A 20,755-nucleotide genomic window follows, 5' to 3' on the forward strand; every position below is an offset into this window, starting at 1 on the left:
CACCGCTCGGCGCAGCGGGTCGACCGCTCGTCTCAGCGAACTGCCAGGTCGGGGTCACCTCGCGCGGCGCGACACCGCCTCCCGTCTTCACTCGACCTGGTGTCACCCCACTCGAACCGGCTACTGCGGTGGCCGGGCCATCACCCCGTGGGTAGCGTCGCCGCTCGCCACTCCGACCACTCACCGAGCAAGGAGCACACCCGGCATGGTGAAAACCCTGGAGGAATGGGTGAGATCGGATATATCCCCCTACCGAGAGAAACCACTCTCCTGGCTCTCGCAGTACCACTTCTTCCGTGATCCCACCCGCCCGGCGTACAGCGACCCCGACTTCTTCTTCTCCCCCGCCGACGGCGTCCTGCTCTACCAACACCTGGCCAAGCCGGACGAGCCGGTGGTCGACATCAAGGGCCGCCCCTACACCCCGCGCGACGCCCTGTGCGACCCCGCGTTCGACCGCCCCGCGCTGGTGATCGGCATCTTCATGACGTTCTTCGACGTCCACGTCAACCGCGTGCCCTACTCCGGCCGGTTGTCCCACCGGTTCGTCGAGCCGGTGAGCACGCACAACCTCCCGATGCTGGACATGGAGAAGAACATCCTCGACGACCTGCGCGTCGACCTCGCCGCCGCCGACTACCTGCACCGCAACCAACGCGTGGTCAACCGGGTGCACTCGCCGCGCCTGGGCCAGGACTACTACGTGCTCCAGATCGCCGACCAGGCGGTCAACCGGATCACCCCGTTCGACCCGAGGCAGAACCGGCGCTGCCGGCAGGGGCAGCGCTTCTCCCAGATCCGGTACGGCTCGCAGTGCGACCTGGTCATCCCGCTGTCCGACCGGTTCGCGTTCGAACCGGTGCAGCGCACCGGGCGGCACGTCGAGGCCGGTGTCGACCCGCTGGTCCGCGTCCGCCCGCTGGACCAGCCGGACCCCCGGGACCGGCCGGACCCGCTGGACGGGCCGGAGGGGGGACGGGCGCGATGACCATCGAACTGGACGGGGGGTGGCGGACGGCCGAGGCGGACTGGCACAACCCGACCCGGTTGCCGCAACCGGCGTTCCTGCTCAACGTCCCGCTCTCGCTGGTCGCCGAGGAGGTTTCCCGGGGGGACGAGGAGGAACCCGCCGACGCCGCCCCCGGGGCCAGGCCGCCGCTCGACCGGCACCGCGCGATGAGCCAGTTCCTGGAGCTCTACCGCGACCTCACCGCCGACGCCCTGGTCTACCTGCTGCCCACGCCCCGGCTGAGCGGCCTGCGCGACCTCGCCCGCGCCGCGCACCTGGGAGTCGTGCTGGAGCATCTGCCGAGCGGCGACGTCGTGGTGCTGGCGCGCGGCGCCACGCGGGAGCGCCGGGCCGCGGTCGAGGTCGGCCGCTCCTTCTTCGAGTCCCTCGGCTACCGGGTGGTCGAGCCCGTGGGGCGCTTCGAGGGCGAGGCCGACCTGAAGCACCTCAGGGACGACGTGTACGTCGGCGGGTACGGCGCGGGGACCGGCCCCGAGGTCCACGACTGGCTGGAGCGCGCCTTCGACCTGAGGGTCGTGCGGCTGCGCGTGGCCGACCCGACGCTGCCGCACCTCGACCGGACCGTGCTGCCCCTCACCAGGGAACGGACCCTGGTGTGCGTCGAGGCGCACGACCGGGACGAGATCCGCCGGCTCGAACGGCACACCGAGGTGGTCCCCGTTTCCGCCTCGGCCTGCCGCGCCGGCCTGTGCGCCTCGGTCCGGGTCGACAACACGATCCTCAACGCCTCGCACCTGCACCAGCTCCGACCGGGCAGCGCGGAGCACGCCGCCGAGCTGGCCAAGAACCGGGCGCTGGAGGACGCCGCCGCGCCGCTGGCGTTGGAGGTCAACCACGTCAACCTCAGCGAGTTCGCGGGGGCGGGAGTGGCGCTGTCCAGCCTCGTCCTGCACCTCAACCGGTACTCCTACCGGTTCGAACTCATGTGAGGCGGGGCCGGGCCGCCCGTTGGGGCGTTCGCCCGGCCCCGAACGTGTTCCGAGGCCCGCCCCCCGACCGCGGGTGGCGGGCAGGGCGGACGGGCTGGGTCCTCAGACGAGCAGCGGAAGCAGGGCGTGCCGCCGCCGCACGACCGCCCCGTAGCGGGCGTCCAGCCGCAGCCACGAGTCCGTGGCGCTGACCCTGACCAGGTCATCGGCGCCGGCCGGGCCGAGGAACCCCATCCCGGACAGCGCGAACAGGCACCGCAGCGGGACCTTCACCTCGAACCCGCCGCCGCTGACCACCAGCACCGGCTGGTCGAGCAGGGACGCGGGCGGGGTGCCGTGCGGGCCCTGGTTCTCCCTGGCCACGGCGGCTCCCCTGTCGGTCAGCTCGCTGACGACCGAGGCCGGCAGGTCGTCGACCCGTCGCCAGCCCTCGCCCGGCGGCAGCGCCGACCGCCACAGCAGGTCCCTGGGCGGCCCGGGGTCCAGGCGCGGCCCGCCCACCACCGCCAGCGCGGCGAGCAGCTCGTTGCCGGAGACGGTCACGTCGGCCGGCTCCACCTCGCCGGTCACCGAGCGGGTGACCAGGGCGTCGAACGGCGTCGACGCCCAGGCGTCCAGCAGCTCGGGCCGGCCGGGGCGGGCCCGCAGCCGGACCACCGCCTGCGCGTCCAGCCGGACGGCGCGGGCCACGAACGCGCCGAGCGCCTCGCGGTCGGCGGCGTCGGGCACCAGCAGCTCAGGCAACGCCGCCCCCCGCGTGGAAGCCGGCCAGGAAGTCCCGCTCGGTCTCGGTGAGCCGGCGCGGCCGGGTGTTGGCGACGTCGTAGGGGGCCATCAGGGTCTGGGCGCTGGCGACCACCTGGTCCTCGTGCGACCGTCCACTATGGACGGTGTAGTCGAGGGTGAAGGAGGCCACCCTGAGGTCGCGGACCGCGATCCGCACGCACACCGGCTCCCCGGTGAACACCAGCGGCGCGTGGTAGTCGACCGCGAGCCTGGCCACCACCATGCCCCGCGCCAGCCCGTCCACCCCGTGCCGCGCCGCCTCGACGAACAACATCGCGACCCTGGCGTCCTCCAGCAGCGTCACGGTGTTCGCGTGGTTGACGTGCCCGAAGGCGTCCATGTCCGACCAGCGCGGTTGGACCTCGGTGACGAACGCGCCCAAGAAACAACGCCTCCTCGCGGCGATCATGAGCCCATCAGGGGATTGCAGCCCCTAACGTACTCACGATCGTCGGACGCCGACCCGCGCCGGGGGGGTACCCGGCGCGGGTCGGCGGTGTCCGTCAGCCCGGCGTCGACCGGACCGGTGGCGGTCGACGCGGGCGCGTCGACCCCGGCGGCCCGTCCTCAGCGGACCATGCTGCGGACCTGGCGGGCCGCCACCGACAGCGTCGGCAGGTCCAGCCGGCCGGAGTCCCTGATCGCGCGCAGCGCGGCCCTGGCCCTGGCCAGCCGGGAGGCGTTCGCCTCCTCCCACCGGGCGATCTTCTCCTCGGCGTCGTCCCCGGGGTCGCTGCTGCGCAGCGCGTCCAGGGTGATCGCCCGCAGCGACCCGTACAGGTCGTCGCGCAGCGCCAGCCGCGCCAGCGCGTGCCAGCGGTTGCCGCGCTGGAGCGCGCTCACCGAGCTGAGCATCTGGTCGATGTCCAGGTGGGCGGACAACGCGTAGTACAGCTCCGCGGTCTCCTGCGGGCTGCGCTCCACGCCCAGCTTCTCCCGCTCGGCCAGCTCGGCCACCTCGGTGACGTCGAGCAACCCGTAGGTGTAGAGCAGGGTCGCCACCCGACGCGCCAGGGGCTCCGGCACGCCCTGGTCGGTCAGCCGCTGGACGTGCTCGACCACGGCGTCGCGCTCCCGGCCCCGCAGCAGGTCGGTCACGTGCGGGGCCAGCTCCCCGACCACGGGGGCGAACCGGCTGATCTCGGCGCCCACGGCCAACGGCTGCGGCCGGTTCGACAGCAGCCAGCGGGAGGCCCGGTCGAGCAGCCGCCGCGTCTCCAGCACCATGGCGTCGGTGACGTCGGTGGGCACGACGTTGTCGAGGGCGTCGATCTCCCGCCACAGCGAGTTCAGGTCGAAGACCCTGGTCACCACGGAGAACGCCCGCACGGCGTCGGTGGCGCTGGCCGTCATCTCCTCGGCCAGCCGGAAGGCGTAGGAGATGCCGCCCCCGTCGACCACCTCGTTGACCAGCAGCGTGGTGGTGATCTCCCGACGCAGCGGGTGCCCGGCGACCGCGTCGCCGAACCGCTCCCGCAGCGGCGCGGGGAAGTACTCGGGCAGCCGCCGCGCGAACGCCTCGGCGTCCGGCAGGTCGCTGGCCAGCACCTCCTCCTTGAGCGCCAGCTTGACGTGGGCCAGCAGGGTGGCCAGCTCCGGCGAGGTCAACCCCTGCCCCGCCTGGTCCATCGCCTTGAACTGGGCCGGCGTCGGCAGGGCCTCCAGCGCCCTGTCCAGGCCGCGCCGCTGTTCGAGGTCGCTGATCAGCCGGGCGTGCACGGTCAGCATCGACGCGGCGTGCGCCCTGCTGACGCCGAGCACCGCGTTCTGCCGGTAGTTGTCGGCGAGCACCAGGTGCGCGACCTCGTCGGTCATCGCGGCGAGCAGCTCGTTGCGCTCGCCCGGCTCCAGCCGCTCCGCGTCGACCATGCGGTCCAGCAGGATCTTGATGTTGACCTCGTGGTCGGAGCAGTCCACGCCGGCCGAGTTGTCCAGGGCGTCGGTGTTGACCTTGCCGCCGGCCCTGGCGAACTCGATCCGGCCGCGCTGGGTCAGGCCGAGGTTGCCGCCCTCGCCGACGACCTTCACCCGCAGGTCGGCCCCGTCGACGCGGACCGCGTCGTTGGCCTTGTCGCCGACCTCGGCGTGCGTCTCGGTGGAGGCCTTGACGTAGGTGCCGATGCCGCCGTTCCACAGCAGGTCGACCGGGGCCAGCAGGATCGCCTTGATCAGCTCGGGCGGGGACAGCCGGCTCACGCCGTCCGGCAGGCCCAGCGCCTCCCTGACCTGCGGGCTGACCGGGATCGACTTCAGGGTGCGGGGGAAGACCCCGCCACCCTTGCTGATCTTGCTCCGGTCGTAGTCGTCCCACGAGGAGCGCGGCAGCTCGAACAGGCGCTTGCGCTCCCGGAACGACACCGACGGGTTCGGGTCGGGGTCGAGGAACACGTGCCGGTGGTCGAACGCCGCGACGAGCCGGATGTGCTCGGACAACAGCATCCCGTTGCCGAAGACGTCGCCGGACATGTCGCCGACGCCCACGACCGTGAAGTCCTGCGACTGCGTGTCCACGCCCAGCTCACGGAAGTGCCGCTTGACGCTCTCCCACGCGCCCCGCGCGGTGATGCCCATCGCCTTGTGGTCGTAGCCGACCGAGCCGCCGGAGGCGAAGGCGTCGCCGAGCCAGAAGCCGTAGGAGGCGGCGACCTCGTTGGCGATGTCGGAGAAGGTCGCGGTGCCCTTGTCGGCGGCGACCACCAGGTAGGCGTCGTCCCCGTCGTGCCGCACGACCTGCCGCGCCGGCACCACGTGGTTGCCGACCATGTTGTCGGTCAGGTCCAGCAGGCCGGAGATGAACATCCGGTAGCAGGCGATCCCCTCCTTGAGGAACGCCTCCCTGTCCAACCCGGGGTCGCCGGTCGCCGTCGGCGGGCGCTTGACGACGAAGCCACCCTTGGCGCCGACCGGGACGATCACCGCGTTCTTCACGGCCTGCGCCTTGACCAGGCCCAGGATCTCGGTGCGGAAGTCCTCCCTGCGGTCGGACCAGCGCAGGCCGCCCCTGGCGACCGGGCCGAACCGCAGGTGCACGCCCTCCACCCTCGGCGAGTACACGAAGATCTCGAACCGGGGCCGGGGCTCCGGCAGGTCCGGCACGGCCTGCGGGTCCAGCTTGAACGACAGGAACGGCCGGGCCTGGCCCGCGCTGTCCGTGACGAAGTAGTTCGTCCGCAGCGTCGCCCTGACCAGCGTCAGGTAGCTGCGCAGGATCCGGTCGGCGTCGAGGCTGGTGACCTCGTCGATCATCCGGGTGATCTCGGCGGCCAGCGCCTCGCCCTGGCTGGCCCTGGTCTCGTCGGACAGCGCCGGGTCGAACCGGGTCTCGAAGAGCTGCACCAGCGCGGTGGCCACCTGGGTGTGGCCGAGCACCGCGTCCTCGATGTAGTCCTGGCTGTAGGGCGTGCGGGCCTGCCGCAGGTACTTGGCGTAGGCGCGCAGCAGCGCCGCCTGCCGCCAGCCCAGCCCGGCCCGCAGCACCAGCGCGTTGAACCGGTCCACCTCGGCGTCGCCGCGCCACGCGGCGGCGAAGGCCTCCTGGAACCGGGCCTGGAGCTCGGCGGGGTCCTCGGCGGCGATGCGCTCCAGCGCCGCCGGCTCCAGGCGCAGCCCGAAGTCGTAGATCCAGCACTGGACGCCGTCCTCGCGGACGACCTCGTACGGCCGCTCGTCGACGACCTCGACGCCCATCCGCTGGAGCACCGGCAGCACCGCCGACAACGTGACCCGCTGCCCGGCCAGGTACAGCTTGAACCGCCGCTCCCCCGGCTCGGCCTCGCCCGGCACGTAGAAGTGCATGCCCAGGTCGCCGGGCTCGCCGGTCAGCGCCTGGAGGCGACGCAGGTCGGCCAGGCCCTCACCGGCGGTGAAGTCCTCCTTGTACGCCTCGGGGAAGAGCGTGGCGTACCGCTGCCCCAGCTCGGTGGCGGACTCCCCGCTGACCACGCCCTGCGTGCCGTCCGGCCCGTGCTGCTCCGCCAGGACGGCGTCGATCATCAGGTCGTCCCAGCTCCGCACGGAGGCGGCCAGCTTGTCCTGGATGCGGGTGGTGTCCGGCTCGAACTGCCGGCCGGGGTCGGTGTGCACCGTGAAGTGCACCCGCGCCAGCGCGGACTCGCCCACCCGCGCGCTGTACTCCAACGAGCTGCCCTGGAGCTCGGCCAGCAGCACGTCCTGCATGGCCAGCCGGGTGGTCGTGGTGTAGCGGTCGCGCGGCAGGTAGACCAGGCACGAGTAGAAACGGCCGTAGGGGTCGCGCCGCAGGAACAGCCGCAGCTTGCGCCGCTCGGCCAGCGCCAGCACCCCGGTCGTCGTGTCGTACAGCGAGTCCGGGTCGGTGGAGAACAGCTCCGTGCGCGGGTAGTTCTGGATCACCTCCAGCATCCGCTGACCGGAGTAGGACTCCAGCGGGAAGCCGGCGCGGTGGATGACCTCGCGCACCCGGCGCTCGATGACCGGGATGTCCAGCACGTCCTCGTGCAGGGCCGAGGTGGTGAACACGCCCAGGAACCGGTGCTCGCCGGTGACGTTGCGGTCGGCGTCGAACGTCTTGACGCCCACGTAGTACGGGTAGACCGGGCGGTGCACCGTGGACGGCGCGCTCGCCTGGGTCAGCACGAGCAGCTCAGGCGCCAACGCCTGCGCGGCGCCGTCCGGGCCGGTCGTGAAGCTACGGGCGGCGAGGCTGTCGCGGCGCAGCACCCCCAGGCCGGAGGCCAGCACGGCGCGCAGCGCCTTGTCGCCGCTCTCCGGGTCCTCGACCAGCTCGTAGTGCCGGTAGCCGAGGAAGGTGAAGTGGCCGTCGACCAGCCAGCGCAGCAGCTCGGCGCCCTCCTGGGTCTCGGCGGCCGGCAGCGGCGGCGGGGTGCGCTCCAGCTCGTCGGCCAGGGCGCGCGCGGTGCCGGTCATCTTGTCGGTGTCCTCGACGACCTCGCGGACGTCGTTGAGGACCGACTGCAACCGCTGCTCCAGCTCGCGGGCCCGGTCCGGGTCGGTGATCCGGTCGACCTCGATCAGCATCCACGACTCGGCCAGCGCGTCGTTCGGCGGGCGCTCGGGGTCAGCGGCCGGCAGCACCTCGCGCAGGCCGCCGGCGACGTCCCTGCGCACCACGACGATGGGGTGCACGACGCGCTGGACCTGCACGCCCCGCCGGGCCAGCTCGGCGGCGACCGAGTCGACCAGGTAGGGCATGTCGTCGGTGACGACCTGGATCACGGTGGCCGGGCAGGACCAGCCGTCGGCGGTCGGGTCGGGGTTGAACACCCGGACCACGGGCCGGCCGGGCACCCGGGAGACGGCGATCTCGTGGTGCGAGCGCACCGCGCCGACGAGGTCGGCCGGGCGGTCGTCGACGACCTCCTCGGCCGGCACGTGCCGGTAGTACAGCTCGATCAGGTCCGCGAGCTCGGGAGCCGTGTCGGCGGCTCGTCGGAGGAGTTGCTCGCGGCCCTGCTCCGGACTCGCCGTCCGCTCGGGGCCGTCGGTTCTGCTGTCGGATGGGGACGGGGCTGAACTCGCCGAAGTCGAGGACATCGTTGCTTGTGGCTCCACGCGCTCTCCGGCACTCCGCTGTGCCAGGACCACCTCAACCCTAACCAGCCGCGATCGGACGGGGGGCAACGGGCGGTGGCGGCGTCCCAGCCGGCTGGAGTGGTCTGCGCCACGTCGACGCGGGGCGAATCGGTCTCGTGATCGATCACGCGACTGGTCTACTCACCAGTACCCCGTACGCGGGGGACGAAACACCCGTCGGGCGCCGTGCGGGATCTTGACGCGACACGCCGTCGCGAGCCTTTCCTCGGCGTGTCGCCTCCCTGTCGTGACCGCCGTCGACACCGTCGCTGTCGGCGGGGGACGCGCGGGGGGAGACGCCTCAGTAGCGGGAGTCGGGTGGGATCCACACCGGGCCGTGACCCACGTCGCTCGCGCGGTGGCGGGCCCCGGGGTCGACCGACGGACGCGAGGTGGGTGCCGCCGGCAGGTCGGCGCTGAAGCGGGCGAGTTCGTCCAACGAGCCGATGCCCGGCAGGCCGGCGGGCGCGCCGGAGGTCGCCTGGTGGCTCGGCGGAGGGGCCGTGGGCGCCGACGGTGTCGACGGTGTGGTGCTCGGGGGCTCGACCCGCCAGGGGACCGGGTCCGCGAGCGCGGCCAACGCGGAGTCCTGGCCGTCCCCGCCCGCCGACGGGTCGCCGGCCGTCGCGTGGCGACCCGTCCCGGAACGGGCGCGGCCCCCCGGGTCCTCCGCGCCGTCGACGGTGAGCCGGGGAAGACTCGGCAGGGTCTGCTCGGCCTCCGCCTCCACCGCGTGCTCGGCCCTGGCTCCGCCGAGGGACGCGGAGAGCGCGCCGGGGCGCGGCTCCAGCGGCGGGGTCGAGGCCACGGCCGGCGCGACATCGGCCGTTCCCCCGACGTCCTGCCCGTCGGGGTCGGCGAACCGCTCCGGCTGCTCCCGCCGGCCGACCTCGTAGGCGACCAGCGCCTCGGCGAGGAGGTCGGCGAGGCTGTTCTCGTCCACGTCGGCGGCCGGCAACTCGGGGATCTCCTGGTGCGCGCGCTCGTCTCCGGCTCCGGAGGGCACCGCTTCGAGGTGACGCCGACGGCCGCGCCCGGAGGCGTCCGCATCGTCCGCCGCCGCGTCCTCGGCCAGCTCGGGTCCACCCGTCGACGGCGTGTGGGCGGCCGACGAGGCGAGAAGATCCCCGTGCGAGGGGGTCTGCTGTGGTGCGTGGTCCGGCTCGCGGTGGGTCAGCGTGTCGGTTTCCCGGCTCCCCCGCTCCTCTCCGGGAGCCTGCCCGGCGGGCGGGTTCTCGCGGTTCCCCGCGTCCGGCGCGGGCTGGTCGGCACGAGCCAACGCCGCCAGCAACGCCTTGGCCAGCTCCTCGGGCGCTCCCGACCTGCCGACCAGGTCCACCAGGGCCGGGGACACCCGCGACTCCGGCTCGGGGCCGGGGAGCGGGTCCGGCTCCGGGGGACGGGGCAGCGGCGAGGGCCCCGGACCCGGCGGAACGGGCTGCGGCTCGGGCGTCGGCGGGATGGGCGAGGGCTCCGGGGTCGGGGGGATCGGCGATGGCTCCGGCATCGGCGGCACCGGCGACGGCTCGGGGAACGGCTCCGGCTTCCGCTGCTCGTCCTCGCCGGTCGCGCGCGGGGGCGCGGCCGGCCGTCCCTGGCGCCCCTCGCCGGCGACGCCTCCGGACGGGGACGAGGACAACGGCCACGCGCCGCCGGCGGCGGCCAGCCTCCCCGAGTGCTCGGCGGTCGAACTCGCCCACCGGTCCGCCCGGTCCTCCGCGCCGATCACCGGCAGGAGCACCGTCATCGCCTCGGGCTCGTCGTCGGGACGCGCCGGCGGCGCGGGCTCCGGCGACGACCCGGCGGCGCGCTCGGCGTTCGGGTCGTCGTTCAGGTCGTCGTTCAGGTCGTCATCACTGCGGTGTCTGCCGCGACGGCTTCTCGGCACGGCGGCCGCCCTCTCCGGGCCCGCCGCGCCGGCCGCCCGCCCGGTGGTGGTGTCACCGACCTCCGCGGGCTCGGCGCGTGTCGTTCCCCGCTGCGCCGGCGGAGCGGACAACCCGAGCGGCGACGTGCCCTCCTGCGCTGGGTTCTCCCCCTCGACCACAGTGTCCACCACGGCGGCGGGGGCCACCGGGGTGTCGGCGTCGGCCTGGTCGGCGTGCTCCAGCTCCGCGGCGCGCCTGCGGCGCCGGCCCCCCTGCCGTCGGGGGATCACCTTCCACCCCGGGCCGTCGTCGTCGGCGCTCCTCCGCTTGCGCGCGGGGACGGCGGCCTTCTTGGGTGGCGGGACGTCGGCGGCCGGTTCGGCGGGGATCACCGGAAGGACCACGGTCAGCGCCGCGGCCGGGTCCTGCTCCGGGACGGCTGAGGCCGTCCTGGCCTCCCTCAGCGCCTGGCCCGCCACCCGCAGCAGCTCCGCGCCGTCCAGGCCCGGCCGGTGTTCGGCGATCCCGACCCGCACCCCCACCCTGGCGCCGTTCGCGGCCGCGGCCCAGTCGGCGTCGGCCACGCCCACCCGGAACCGCTCCGCCCAGCGCTCCGCCTCCGCCCGGTCGGCCGCCAGCAGGACCGCGAACTCCCCGCCGCCGAGCCTGGCCAGCTCGGCCAGGGCGGGCGCGGACCCGCGCAGGCTGGCGGACATCCCGCGCACGGCCTCGTCGCCGGTCTCGACCACGCCGCTGGGTCGACGCAGGTCGAACAGCACGAGGGTGACCGCCTCCGCCGGGCGGGGGCCGGTGACCACGGCGTCGAGCCGCCGCAGGAACCCCTCCCGGTTCCACAGGCCAGTCAGCTCGTCGGTCTCGGCCGCCGCCAGCTCGGCCAACGACACCGCCGCCGGCCGCGCCGGCGTGGAGGCGTGGTCGGCCGGCGACACCGGACGACGGCGCATCGCCTTGACCTCGCGCCGCGCCGCGGCGAACTCCTCGGCCAACCGCACCCGCACGCCGTGCACGGCGCGCTGGCGCCGGCGCTCCGCCGTGTAGGCGTCACGCAGGCAGGACAGGGCCTCGGCGAGCTCCTCCCCCTGCTCGTGCACGGAGGACAGGGCGACCAGCGCCTCCGCCCTGAGCTGGTCGAGCTGGTGCCGGGCCGCGAGGTCCGCCGCGTCGTGCAGCAGGTCCCTGGCCGCGTCGAGTTCGCCGGCGGGCAGGAACGACCGGGTCGCCAGGGCCACCCGCAGCCAGCCCGAGGACTCCGCGCCCGGCGCGCGGACCGGGCGCTCCAGGACCGGGCGGGCCGCCTCGACGGCCTCCTCCGGCCGGTCGGCGTCCAGCGACGCGCACACCAGCTCCAGCGTGAGCCGGGCGCTGACGTGCCCGCCGTCGTTGGCCGGGTCACGCAGGTCGCCGAGCAGGGACAGGCCCTCGCGGGCCGCCGCCACCGCCGCCGTCAGGTCTCCCCAGCGCCGGTGGTGGGCCGCCGTGACCGCCCGCACCATCCCCCTCGACAGCAACCGGACGTCACCGTCGAGCCGGGTGTCGGACTCGTACAGCCGGTCCGCCTCGGCCAACGACTCGGCCAGCTCCTGGCCCCTGCCGAGGTGGGCCAGGCAGGCGGCGAACTGCACCAGCGCGGAGGCCCGCACCGCGTCGGGGACGCCGGAGGCCTCCAACACCGGCCGCAGCACGGCGAACCCGGTCAGGGGCGCGCCGGCCGCCCGCGCGGCCTGCGCCAGCTCCACCCGCAGCGACCAGGCCAGCTCCGGGTCGTCCCCCACCTCGGCCGGGCGCAACGCGGCGACCGCGCGTTCCGCGGCCGCCACGCCCCGGCCGAGGCGGTTGAGGACGAACACGACGAGCAGCTCCGACCGGAGCCGCGTCGACTCGTCGCGGCGCACCGCCGCGGTCCGCGCGGCCCGTTCGCCGAGCACGAGCGCCAGTTCGGGCGCGCGCCACCGCAAACGCCAGGCGGGCTCGAACAGCTCGCCCGCCCCGTCCTCCGTCGGCGCTCCGCCCCTGGCCGCCACTCAGGTTCGCTCCGCTTCCTGGTCAGTCCCTGGTGAGCTTCCGGTAGGTCACCCGGTGCGGCCGGGCCGCCTCCTGGCCGAGCCGCTCGATCTTGTTCTTCTCGTAGCCCTCGAAGTTGCCCTCGAACCAGAACCAGCGGGCGGGGTCCTCCTCGGTCCCCTCCCAGGCCAGGATGTGGGTCGCGACGCGGTCGAGGAACCACCGGTCGTGGGAAATGACCACGGCGCAGCCGGGGAACTGCTCCAGCGCGTTCTCCAGCGAGCCCAGCGTCTCCACGTCCAGGTCGTTGGTCGGCTCGTCCAGCAGGATCAGGTTGCCGCCCTGCTTGAGGGTCAGCGCCAGGTTGAGTCGGTTGCGCTCACCGCCGGAGAGCACCCCGGCCGGCTTCTGCTGGTCGGGGCCCTTGAAGCCGAACGCGCTCACGTAGGCGCGCGACGGCATCTCGACCTGGCCGACGTGGATGTAGTCCAGCCCGTCGGAGACCACCTGCCACACCGTCTGGTCGGGGTCGATGCCGGCCCGGTTCTGGTCCACGTAGGACAGCTTCACCGTCTCGCCGACCCGCACCTCGCCGGAGTCCGGCTGCTCCAGGCCCACGATCGTCTTGAACAAGGTGGTCTTGCCGACGCCGTTCGGGCCGATCACGCCGACGATGCCGTTGCGCGGCAGGCTGAACGACAGCCCGTCGATCAGGACCCGGTCCCCGAAGCCCTTGCGCAGGTCCTGGACCTCGACCACGACGTTGCCCAGGCGCGGGCCCGGCGGGATCTGGATCTCCTCGAAGTCGAGCTTGCGGGTCCGCTCCGCCTCGGCGGCCATCTCCTCGTACCGCTGGAGTCGGGCCTTGGACTTCGCCTGCCGGGCCTTGGCGTTGGAGCGCACCCACGCCAGCTCGTCCTTGAGGCGCTTCTGGAGCTTGACGTCCTTCTTGCCCTGGACGGCCAGCCGCTCCGCCTTCTTCTCCAGGTAGACGGAGTAGTTGCCCTCGTAGCCGTGGGCGCGGCCCCGGTCCAGCTCCAGGATCCAGCCGGCCACGTTGTCCAGGAAGTACCGGTCGTGGGTGACGGCCAGCACGGTGCCCGGGTACTGGGCGAGGTGCTGCTCCAGCCACAGCACGCTCTCCGCGTCCAGGTGGTTGGTCGGCTCGTCCAGCAGCAACAGGTCCGGCTTGCTCAGCAGCAGCTTGCACAGCGCGACCCTGCGCCGCTCGCCACCCGACAGGTGCCGGACCTCGGCGTCCGGCGGCGGGCAGCGCAGCGCGTCCATCGCCTGCTCGAGCTGGGAGTCCAGGTCCCACGCGTCGGCGTGGTCGAGCTCCTCCTGGAGCCGGCCCATCTCCTCCATCAGCTCGTCCGAGTACTCGGTCGCCATCTTCTCGGCGATCTCGTTGAACCGGTCGAGCTTCTGCTTGATCTCGCCCACACCCTCCTGGACGTTGCCCAGGACGGTCTTGTCCTCGTTCAACGGCGGCTCCTGGAGCAGGATGCCCACGCTGGCGCCGGGCGCCAGGTACGCGTCGCCGTTGTTCGGCTGGTCGAGCCCCGCCATGATCTTCAGCACGCTCGACTTGCCGGCCCCGTTCGGGCCGACAACGCCGATCTTCGCGCCGGGGAGGAAGTCGAGGGACACGTCATCGAGGATGACCTTGTCCCCGTGCGCCTTGCGCACCTTCCTCATGCTGTAGATGAACTCGGCCATGGCCGCGATCGTAGAGCGGTCGGCCCCGGCGAAGCACCGCGGTGGCCCGTCTCGTGCGATCGGGGGACAAACCTCACCAATCCAGCCGTCTCCCACACCGCACCGTCACCAACCGCCCCACCACCGCTCCCCCGCACAACCCCACCGCGTGTCGCCCTCCCGACCCGCCCCACCACCCGCCCACCCCCTCCCCGAGCGGACCAGACCGACAGGGGGGAGGGCCCCTCCCCCCACCCCTCCCTCCCCCGTCCCCGCCCCTGGTGATTGGTCTTCGCCCCTGATGGTTGTGGTCGGTGTTTTGTGGGTGTGGTTCGGCGCGGCAGCGGACAGCGGTGGCTGGTGTGGCGGCCGCGGGGTTGGCGTGATGCGAATCGGGGTGCTCGGGCGCAGGAGGTGGCAGTGCCCTGCACGGGTTCTGGGGAAGACCGTCCGCTCGCGCAGCCGTGCGGCGAGAGCTTCGTGGGCTTCGGGACGAGTCGCATCGGGTGGGCCTGGCGTTCGCCGCTCCCCTCTCCCGGGCGCGGGGAGCGGCGGACGCGTCAGGTCAGGGGATCATCGCGAGCTGCGCGGCCTTCTCCTCCTCGGGTGGGACCGCGTCGCGCGGTTCCGCCGGTGGGGCGTGCTCGGGGCTGCCGTTGGCCACGAGGGCGGGGCCGGCGCGGCGGCGCACGGGGATCACCGCGCAGCGCCCGAGATCGATGCCCATCGCCGTGGCTTCGAGTTCCGTGCGGTAGCGCGTCTGTCCCTCGATCTCGTACTGGCTCGTGAACAGTCGACCGGTCACGACGACGGGGTCTCCCTTCTCCAGGGTGGCCGCCGCGCCTTCGGCGAGTCGCCGCCAGCAGCTCACGTCCAGGTAGAGATGGTCTCCGTTGGACCAGTCGCCGGCGGTCCGGGAGAACCTGCGTTCCGTGGTGCCGAGCCGGAACCGGACGACCGCGACACCGTCGCGGGTTCGCCACTGGCGCGGCTCGCTCACCACCTTGCCCACCACGGTCACGTGCGTCTCGTACATGGCGTCCTCCCTGATCAGCCCTGGTCAGCCCTGTCAGCCGTTCGGTTCTCTGGTCTTCGCCGGTCCGACAAGAGCAGGTTGGGCCATGGACGGACGCCGCGCCAGGACCGTCTCGCGAGCTGTGGACAGGTGGGGCGGCTGTGGATAACTCGGGCCTCGGACAGGTGGTGCGCGTCGTTCCTGTCGGGGGTCTCTGGTAGTGCGCGCCGCGAAGTGAGTGAGCACTCACTCCTTGACTGAGTGAGCGCTCACTCAGTACGGTCGGGAATCGTGAACGCCCAGCAAGCACGCCGCCGTCGCGCCCCGGCCATGTCCCCGGAGGACCGCAGGGAAGCGATCGCGGAGGCCGTCCTACCGCTGCTCGCCGAGCACGGCGTCGCCGTCACCACGAGCCAGATCGCCGAGGCCGCCGGCATCGCCGAAGGCACGGTCTTTCGCGTCTTCAAGGACAAACAGGAACTGCTCGGGTACTGCGTGCAGGCGGCGCTCCGCGTGGAGCCGTTGCTGGAGAAGCTCCAGGAGATCCCCCGCACCTCCGATCTTCGGGCGCTGCTGAAGGCCGTCGCCGACACGCTCAGCGGCCACTTCCGCCGGACGGGGGCCCTGCTCCACGCGCTCGCCTCGTCGGGATGGCGCCCCGAGCGGCCCTCCCCCGGCGAGGAGCAGGAGTGGCACCGGAAGCGGCTGGACCAGACGCGGCGGATCACCGAGAGCGTCGCCGAGATCCTGTCGGCCGAGGCCGACCGGCTGCGCGTGCCGCCGAAGACGGTGGCGGGGATGTTCCTGGGCCTGGTGTTCACCGACGAGATGGGGCGGCGCGCGTTCGGCGAGACCGCCCCCGCCAGCACGGACGAGCTGATCGACGTGTTCCTGCACGGCGTGCTCGCCCGCTGAGCCACCACTTCCGAGGGGGAAGCAGACAGTGACCGACCTGATGATCGAGGCCGACGACGTCGGCAGGAAGTTCGGCGACGTGGCCGCGCTGGACGGCATCAGCCTCCAGGTGCCGAGAGGCACGGTGCTGGGGCTGCTCGGCCACAACGGCGCCGGCAAGACCACGCTGGTCAACATCCTCAGCACGGTGTTGCCGCCGAGCAGCGGCAGCGCCCGCGTCGCCGGGCACGACGTCGTCCGCCAGGGTCACGAGGTGCGACGCCGGATCGGGCTGACCGGCCAGTTCGCCAGCGTCGACGAGCAGCTCACCGGCGAGGAGAACCTGGTGATGATCGCCAGGCTGCTCGGCGCGAGCCGCGCGGAGGCGCGTCAGCGCACCGCCGAGTTGTTGGAGACCTTCGACCTCACCGCGGCGGCCAGGCGCAGGGCCAGCACCTACTCCGGGGGGATGCGGCGTCGGCTCGACCTGGCCAGCAGCCTCATCGGCCACCCGGAGGTCGTGTTCCTGGACGAGCCGACGACCGGGCTGGACCCGGCGAGCCGGGTCGCGCTGTGGGAGGTCGTCGAGCGGCTGGTCGACGACGGGACGACGGTTCTGCTGACCACGCAGTACCTGGAGGAGGCCGACCGTCTCGCTGACGCGATCACGGTGCTGTCGGAGGGGAAGGTCGTGGCCTCCGGCACGGCGGCGCAGCTCAAGGCCGACGTCGGGCAGCGGAGCGTGACGGTGGTGTTGCAGGAGCCGGGGGACGCTCCGACGGCGCTGCGCGCGCTGCGCGAGGCGGGTCTGAGCCCGTTGCACGACGCCGAGCGGCGCGCCCTCACCACGCCGGTGGAGTCGTCCCGTCAGCTCGCGGTGGTCGTGCGCGCGCTGGACGAGGTCGCGATCGACTTCGTCGAGCTGACCCTGCACGAGCCCACGCTCGACGACGTGTACCTGACCCTGACCGGCCGCCAGGCCGCCTGACCGGAGGAGAGAACGCGGATGTCGACGATGACCGCGGAGCGTTCCGACGTGCGCCGCGCCGCCTCCGGCGGCCCTCGCTGGCACGGGAGCAGCGTGTTCACCCAGGTGATGGTGTTCGCGGGGCGTTCGCTGCGCGCCCTGCGCGAGCCACGGCTGCTGATCATGAGCCTGATCCAGCCGTTCATCATGCTGGTGTTGTTCAGCCAGGTGTTCCGGGGGATCGCGAACGGCCCCGGCTTCCCGGCGGGCGCGAACTACATCGACTACCTGATGCCGGCGATCCTGGTGACCACGTCGACGCAGGCGGCGATGGGGGCGGGGGCTGGCCTGGCGAACGACCTGCGCAACGGGGTGCTGGCCCGGTTCCGTGCGCTGCCGGTGCGGATGGTGAGCGTGCTGGTGGGTCGCAGCCTCTACGACCTGGTGCGCAACACGTTGCAGCTCGGCATCCTGCTCGTGGCCGCCGCGGCGCTGTTCGGGTTCGCGCCCGCCGGCGGCGTGGTGGGCACGGTGTCCGCGCTGGCGTTGGCGTTGTTCGTCGGCTGGGGCGTGTCGTGGGTGCTGATCGCCCTGGCGACGTGGCTGCGCAACGTCGAGGTCATGCAGATGGTCGGGTTCGTCGCGATGTTCCCGCTGATGTTCGCCTCCAGCGCGTTCGTGCCGATCGACGGCATGCCGGGCTGGTTGCAGGCGGTCGCCAGGGTGAACCCGTTGACCTACGCGGTGGACGCCTCGCGGGGACTGGCCTTCGGCCACGCGTCCCTGTCGTCGGTGGCGGGGGCGGTGGTGACGAGCGCGGTGCTGGCGCTCGTCGGTGGCGTGCTGGCCGCCAGGGGGATCCGTCGGCCGTGAGGTCGACGCCGGACGCGGCGCTCGGGGCGGGGCGCCGCGTCCGGCGTGTCCGCGGTCAGGCGCGGGGACCGCGGTCGGTCTCGGCGAGCTTGGCGAGCATGGCGTTGTAGGCGGTGAGGTCGGCGTCCCCGTCGGCGTCGGCGCGGCGGTCGGTGCGGCGGGCGGCGCGTTCGTCGGCCCTGGCCCACTGCACGACGAGGGCGATCACCACGACGATGACGGGGAACTCGCCGGTGGCCCAGCTCAGGCCGCCGCCGAGGCGTTGGTCGCCGAGCAGGTCGGTCACCCAGGGCAGGTTCAGGTCGCGGTAGAAGATCTCGCCGATGACCGAGCGGGACATCATGAGCGCGATGCCGAAGAAGGCGTGGAACACCATCGCGGCGAACATGAGCCCGATGCGGGCCAGGGGCGGCAGTGGCCTCGGCGAGGGGTCGACGCCGATCACCGGCCAGAAGAACACGTAGCCGGCGATCAGGAAGTGGGCGTTCATGGCCAGGTGCGCCCAGTGCTCGCTGAGGGCGACGTCGAACAGGCCGGAGAAGTAGAGGCCGTAGAACGAGCCGACGAACAGCACCAGCGCGACCAGCGGGTGGGTGAGCACGCGGGAGATCGGCGAGTGGACGAACGCCAGCAGCCACTCGCGGGGGCCAGGGGGCGCGTCGCGGCCGGCGGGCTTGATCGCGCGCAGCGCGAGCGTGACGGGCGCGCCGAGGACCAGCAGGATCGGCACGAGCATGGACAGGATCATGTGCCCGCCCATGTGGACGCTGAACATGCCCGGGGAGTAGCGGCCGATCCCGGAGGAGGTGGCCATCAGCAGGCTGAGGGTCCCCGCGATCCACGCGATGGTGCGGCCGACCGGCCACCGGTCGCCGCGGCGGCGCAGTCGGATCACGCCGGCGACGTAGAGGCCGGCGAGCACGAGCGCGGCGGTGCCGTAGACGAGGTCGAAGCGCCAGTCGAAGAGCAGGCGGGTGAGGGTGGGCGGCCCGTGCAGCTCGTAGCCGATGAGCCGTTCCATGCGGTCGGGGACGAAGCCGAGCGAGCCGGGGGGCGGTGTGCGGCCCAGGGCGACGGACAGGCCGACGGTGGCCAGCATGACCAGGACCTCGACCGCGCCGAGCTGGAGCAGCGTGGTCGGGCTGCCCCTGTCCACGACGGCCCGGACGGCGCGGCGGCGCTGGGTGTAGCCGAACCAGAACAGGGCGAGCAGCGCGCCGATCTTGGCGAGGACGAGCCGGCCGTAGTCGGAGGTGAGCAGTTCGCCGATCGGGAGCCGGACGAGCGCGTTGATGACGCCGGACAGCGCCATGGCGATCCAGCAGACCAGGGCGACCAGGGAGAACCGGCGGGTGGCCAGGGCGAGGTGGTCGCCGCGGCGGGCGGCGTGGGCGACCAGCGCGACCAGGCCGCCGATCCACAGCGACGCGCCGAACAGGTGGTAGAGGAGGCTGTTGGTGGCCAGGTCGTGGGCGCCGCCGGAGGCGGAGTGGCCGGAGACCACGACGGGCAGCAGCCCGCCGAGGGACAGGCCGAACAACACGGCGGTCCAGCCCCAGGACAGCACGAGCCGGCAGCCGATCGCGACGACGAGCGCGATCACCGTGGTGATGGTCCAGGCCTTGGCCTGTTCGACGGCGTCGACCAGGTCGACCAGGACGCGCGGGCGCAGCATCTCGGTGACGGGTCGGCCGGCGACGTCGGCGGCGATGAACGGGACGAGCAGCGCGGAGCCCAGGAACCACACGAACGCCGACCAGCCGGCGGTCCGCAGCGCGGCGTAGCCGTCGACGGAGAGCGTGCCGGACTTCTGGGGCGGCACCAGGAAGGCCGCGAACAGCAGGGAGCCGACGCACACGACGGCGCCGACCTCGGCGATGACCTTCGCGACGGGCAGGCCCAGGCGGGTGAAGGTGCCGGGGTCGGGCAGCCCGAGGGTCTCGAACACGTCGCCGGCCGTGACCGAGGTGATCGCGGCGGCCAGCACGGCGGCCAGCGCGACGCCGGGCAGCAGCAGTGCGACGACGCTCAGGAGGGGGCGGCGGGGTCGGGGCCCTGCCGGGCCGTCGGTGGGGACGGCTGCTGGGGCGTCGGTGGACACGCGACGAGGGTAGGCAGCGGCGGAACGGGAGGACACCGCCGGCCTGAGCAACCGTGGCCCCTGTCACCGGTTCGGCCGCCGGCCACCCGTGTCACGCCGCTAACGTTGCGCCTCGTGATGTCGCGTCGCCGTGTCCTCCGACTCGTCGCTCCGCTCGTGTTCGCGGCGGTGGCGCTCGCCGGGTGCGGTCGGGAGGTGTCCGGCGACCCGACGGCGGCGGCGGGCTTCCGTCCGGGTGAGGCGAGTGGCGGGCCGAGGCCGACGACGGCGGTCTCCGGGGCGCCCCAGGTCAGCAGAGCCTCGGCGCCGAGGGGCGTGGACGGTGTGGACCCGTGCGGTCTGCTCCAGCCCGCGGACCTGGGCGCGCTCGGCGGCGCGAAGGGTGAGCCCCGCCGGGGTGAGCCCGTGCCGGACGGCTGCTTCTACTCGCTGGGCGGGGGCGCCGCACACGACTCGGTCGCCGTCGGCTTCTTCAAGCCGCTGGACCAGGTGAAGGCGGAGCAGCCCGGTGGGCGGGAGTTCGACACCGAGGGTTATCCCACGTGGTTCCGGTGCCGGGTGGACAACGGCTACCAGACGTGCACGGCCGCTGTCGGGGTGCGACCGGATCGCACGTTGTTGACCGTGTTGTCCAAACGGGACACCTCGGCCGACACGGTCCGTGATGCCCTGAACGCGGTGACGGTGGCCGCCCTGCACCGGCTCCCCACGGCATAACCGCTGGTCACCACGGTAGTGTGATCCGTGGGGACACGAGCTGGTCGCTCAATGGTCGCGAGTGGCTAACAACCACTCACACCCGACTAACGCCGGCGACCGGAGCGGCGATTACCACCTCGGGTGACGGCGAGCGCCGCTCGGCATGTCACCCGCTGCCCTCGTAGCTCAGCTGGACAGAGCAAGAGACTTCTAATCTCTGGGTCGCAGGTTCGAGTCCTGCCGGGGGCACCAGGTCAACGATCGAACGGCCGCGCGGTAACGGGGCCGCGGGCAACAGTGGG

At 73.2% G+C, this 20,755-nt stretch carries 13 protein-coding genes and 1 tRNA gene; 7 read left to right on the forward strand and 7 right to left on the reverse strand.

What is annotated here, in order from left to right; genetic code table 11:
* Positions 1-205 precede the first annotated feature (205 nt).
* Complete coding sequence (locus tag LX15_RS17220; protein WP_253670619.1) at positions 206-988, forward strand: phosphatidylserine decarboxylase; 783 nt, start codon at positions 206-208, stop codon at positions 986-988.
* Complete coding sequence (locus tag LX15_RS17225) at positions 985-1,959, forward strand: amidinotransferase (protein WP_253670620.1); 975 nt, start codon at positions 985-987, stop codon at positions 1,957-1,959. The genes LX15_RS17220 and LX15_RS17225 overlap by 4 nt, the downstream gene beginning before the upstream one ends.
* A gap of 102 nt (positions 1,960-2,061) precedes the next feature.
* Here LX15_RS17225 and LX15_RS17230 read toward each other — a convergent pair whose 3' ends face one another.
* The 6 genes from LX15_RS17230 to LX15_RS17255 form a co-directional block, all read right to left on the reverse strand.
* The gene (locus LX15_RS17230) at positions 2,062-2,703 is read right to left on the reverse strand and encodes a DUF8185 domain-containing protein (protein ID WP_253670621.1); all 642 of its coding nucleotides are present in this window, start codon (positions 2,701-2,703) and stop codon (positions 2,062-2,064) included.
* Complete coding sequence (locus LX15_RS17235) at positions 2,696-3,127, reverse strand: acyl-CoA thioesterase (RefSeq protein WP_253670622.1); 432 nt, start codon at positions 3,125-3,127, stop codon at positions 2,696-2,698. Before LX15_RS17235 ends, LX15_RS17230 begins: the two co-directional genes overlap by 8 nt.
* Positions 3,128-3,312: 185 nt before the next feature.
* The gene (locus LX15_RS17240) at positions 3,313-8,277 is read right to left on the reverse strand and encodes an NAD-glutamate dehydrogenase (protein ID WP_253670623.1); all 4,965 of its coding nucleotides are present in this window, start codon (positions 8,275-8,277) and stop codon (positions 3,313-3,315) included.
* A gap of 340 nt (positions 8,278-8,617) precedes the next feature.
* The gene (locus LX15_RS17245; protein ID WP_253670624.1) at positions 8,618-12,226 is read right to left on the reverse strand and encodes a diguanylate cyclase domain-containing protein; all 3,609 of its coding nucleotides are present in this window, start codon (positions 12,224-12,226) and stop codon (positions 8,618-8,620) included.
* A gap of 22 nt (positions 12,227-12,248) precedes the next feature.
* A complete protein-coding gene (gene ettA, locus LX15_RS17250) occupies positions 12,249-13,925 on the reverse strand; it encodes an energy-dependent translational throttle protein EttA (RefSeq protein ID WP_253670625.1) in 1,677 nt (558 codons plus the stop codon).
* A gap of 544 nt (positions 13,926-14,469) precedes the next feature.
* Positions 14,470-14,940: a single-stranded DNA-binding protein gene (locus LX15_RS17255; RefSeq protein WP_253670626.1), complete on the reverse strand. Its 471-nt coding sequence runs from the start codon at positions 14,938-14,940 to the stop codon at positions 14,470-14,472.
* A 270-nt stretch (positions 14,941-15,210) separates the two neighbouring features.
* On the opposite strand from LX15_RS17255, the gene LX15_RS17260 reads away from it, so the two are divergent.
* The 3 genes from LX15_RS17260 to LX15_RS17270 are packed head-to-tail and all read left to right on the forward strand — an operon-like array spanning position 15,211 to position 17,653.
* Positions 15,211-15,834, forward strand: a complete 624-nt coding sequence (locus tag LX15_RS17260) for a TetR/AcrR family transcriptional regulator (protein ID WP_253670627.1) — start codon at positions 15,211-15,213, stop codon at positions 15,832-15,834.
* A gap of 28 nt (positions 15,835-15,862) precedes the next feature.
* Positions 15,863-16,801: an ATP-binding cassette domain-containing protein gene (locus LX15_RS17265; protein ID WP_253670628.1), complete on the forward strand. Its 939-nt coding sequence runs from the start codon at positions 15,863-15,865 to the stop codon at positions 16,799-16,801.
* An 18-nt stretch (positions 16,802-16,819) separates the two neighbouring features.
* Positions 16,820-17,653, forward strand: coding sequence for an ABC transporter permease (locus tag LX15_RS17270; protein WP_253670629.1), 834 nt, complete (start codon positions 16,820-16,822; stop codon positions 17,651-17,653).
* Positions 17,654-17,708: 55 nt separating this feature from the next.
* Here the strand turns inward: LX15_RS17270 and LX15_RS17275 are convergent, their stop codons facing one another.
* Positions 17,709-19,685, reverse strand: coding sequence for a bifunctional copper resistance protein CopD/cytochrome c oxidase assembly protein (locus tag LX15_RS17275; protein WP_253670648.1), 1,977 nt, complete (start codon positions 19,683-19,685; stop codon positions 17,709-17,711).
* Positions 19,686-19,871: 186 nt separating this feature from the next.
* Here LX15_RS17275 and LX15_RS17280 point away from each other — a divergent pair, with 186 nt between their 5' ends.
* Both LX15_RS17280 and LX15_RS17285 read left to right on the forward strand, forming a co-directional pair.
* On the forward strand, positions 19,872-20,471 hold the full coding sequence (locus tag LX15_RS17280; RefSeq protein ID WP_253670630.1) for a DUF3558 family protein: 600 nt from the start codon (positions 19,872-19,874) through the stop codon (positions 20,469-20,471).
* Between the two features lie 157 nt (positions 20,472-20,628).
* A tRNA-Arg gene (locus LX15_RS17285) sits at positions 20,629-20,705 on the forward strand.
* The last annotated feature ends 50 nt before the right edge of the window (positions 20,706-20,755 follow it).

It is taken from the genome of Streptoalloteichus tenebrarius (assembly GCF_024171885.1).
In the GTDB taxonomy this organism is placed as follows: Bacteria; Actinomycetota; Actinomycetes; order Mycobacteriales; family Pseudonocardiaceae; genus Streptoalloteichus; species Streptoalloteichus tenebrarius.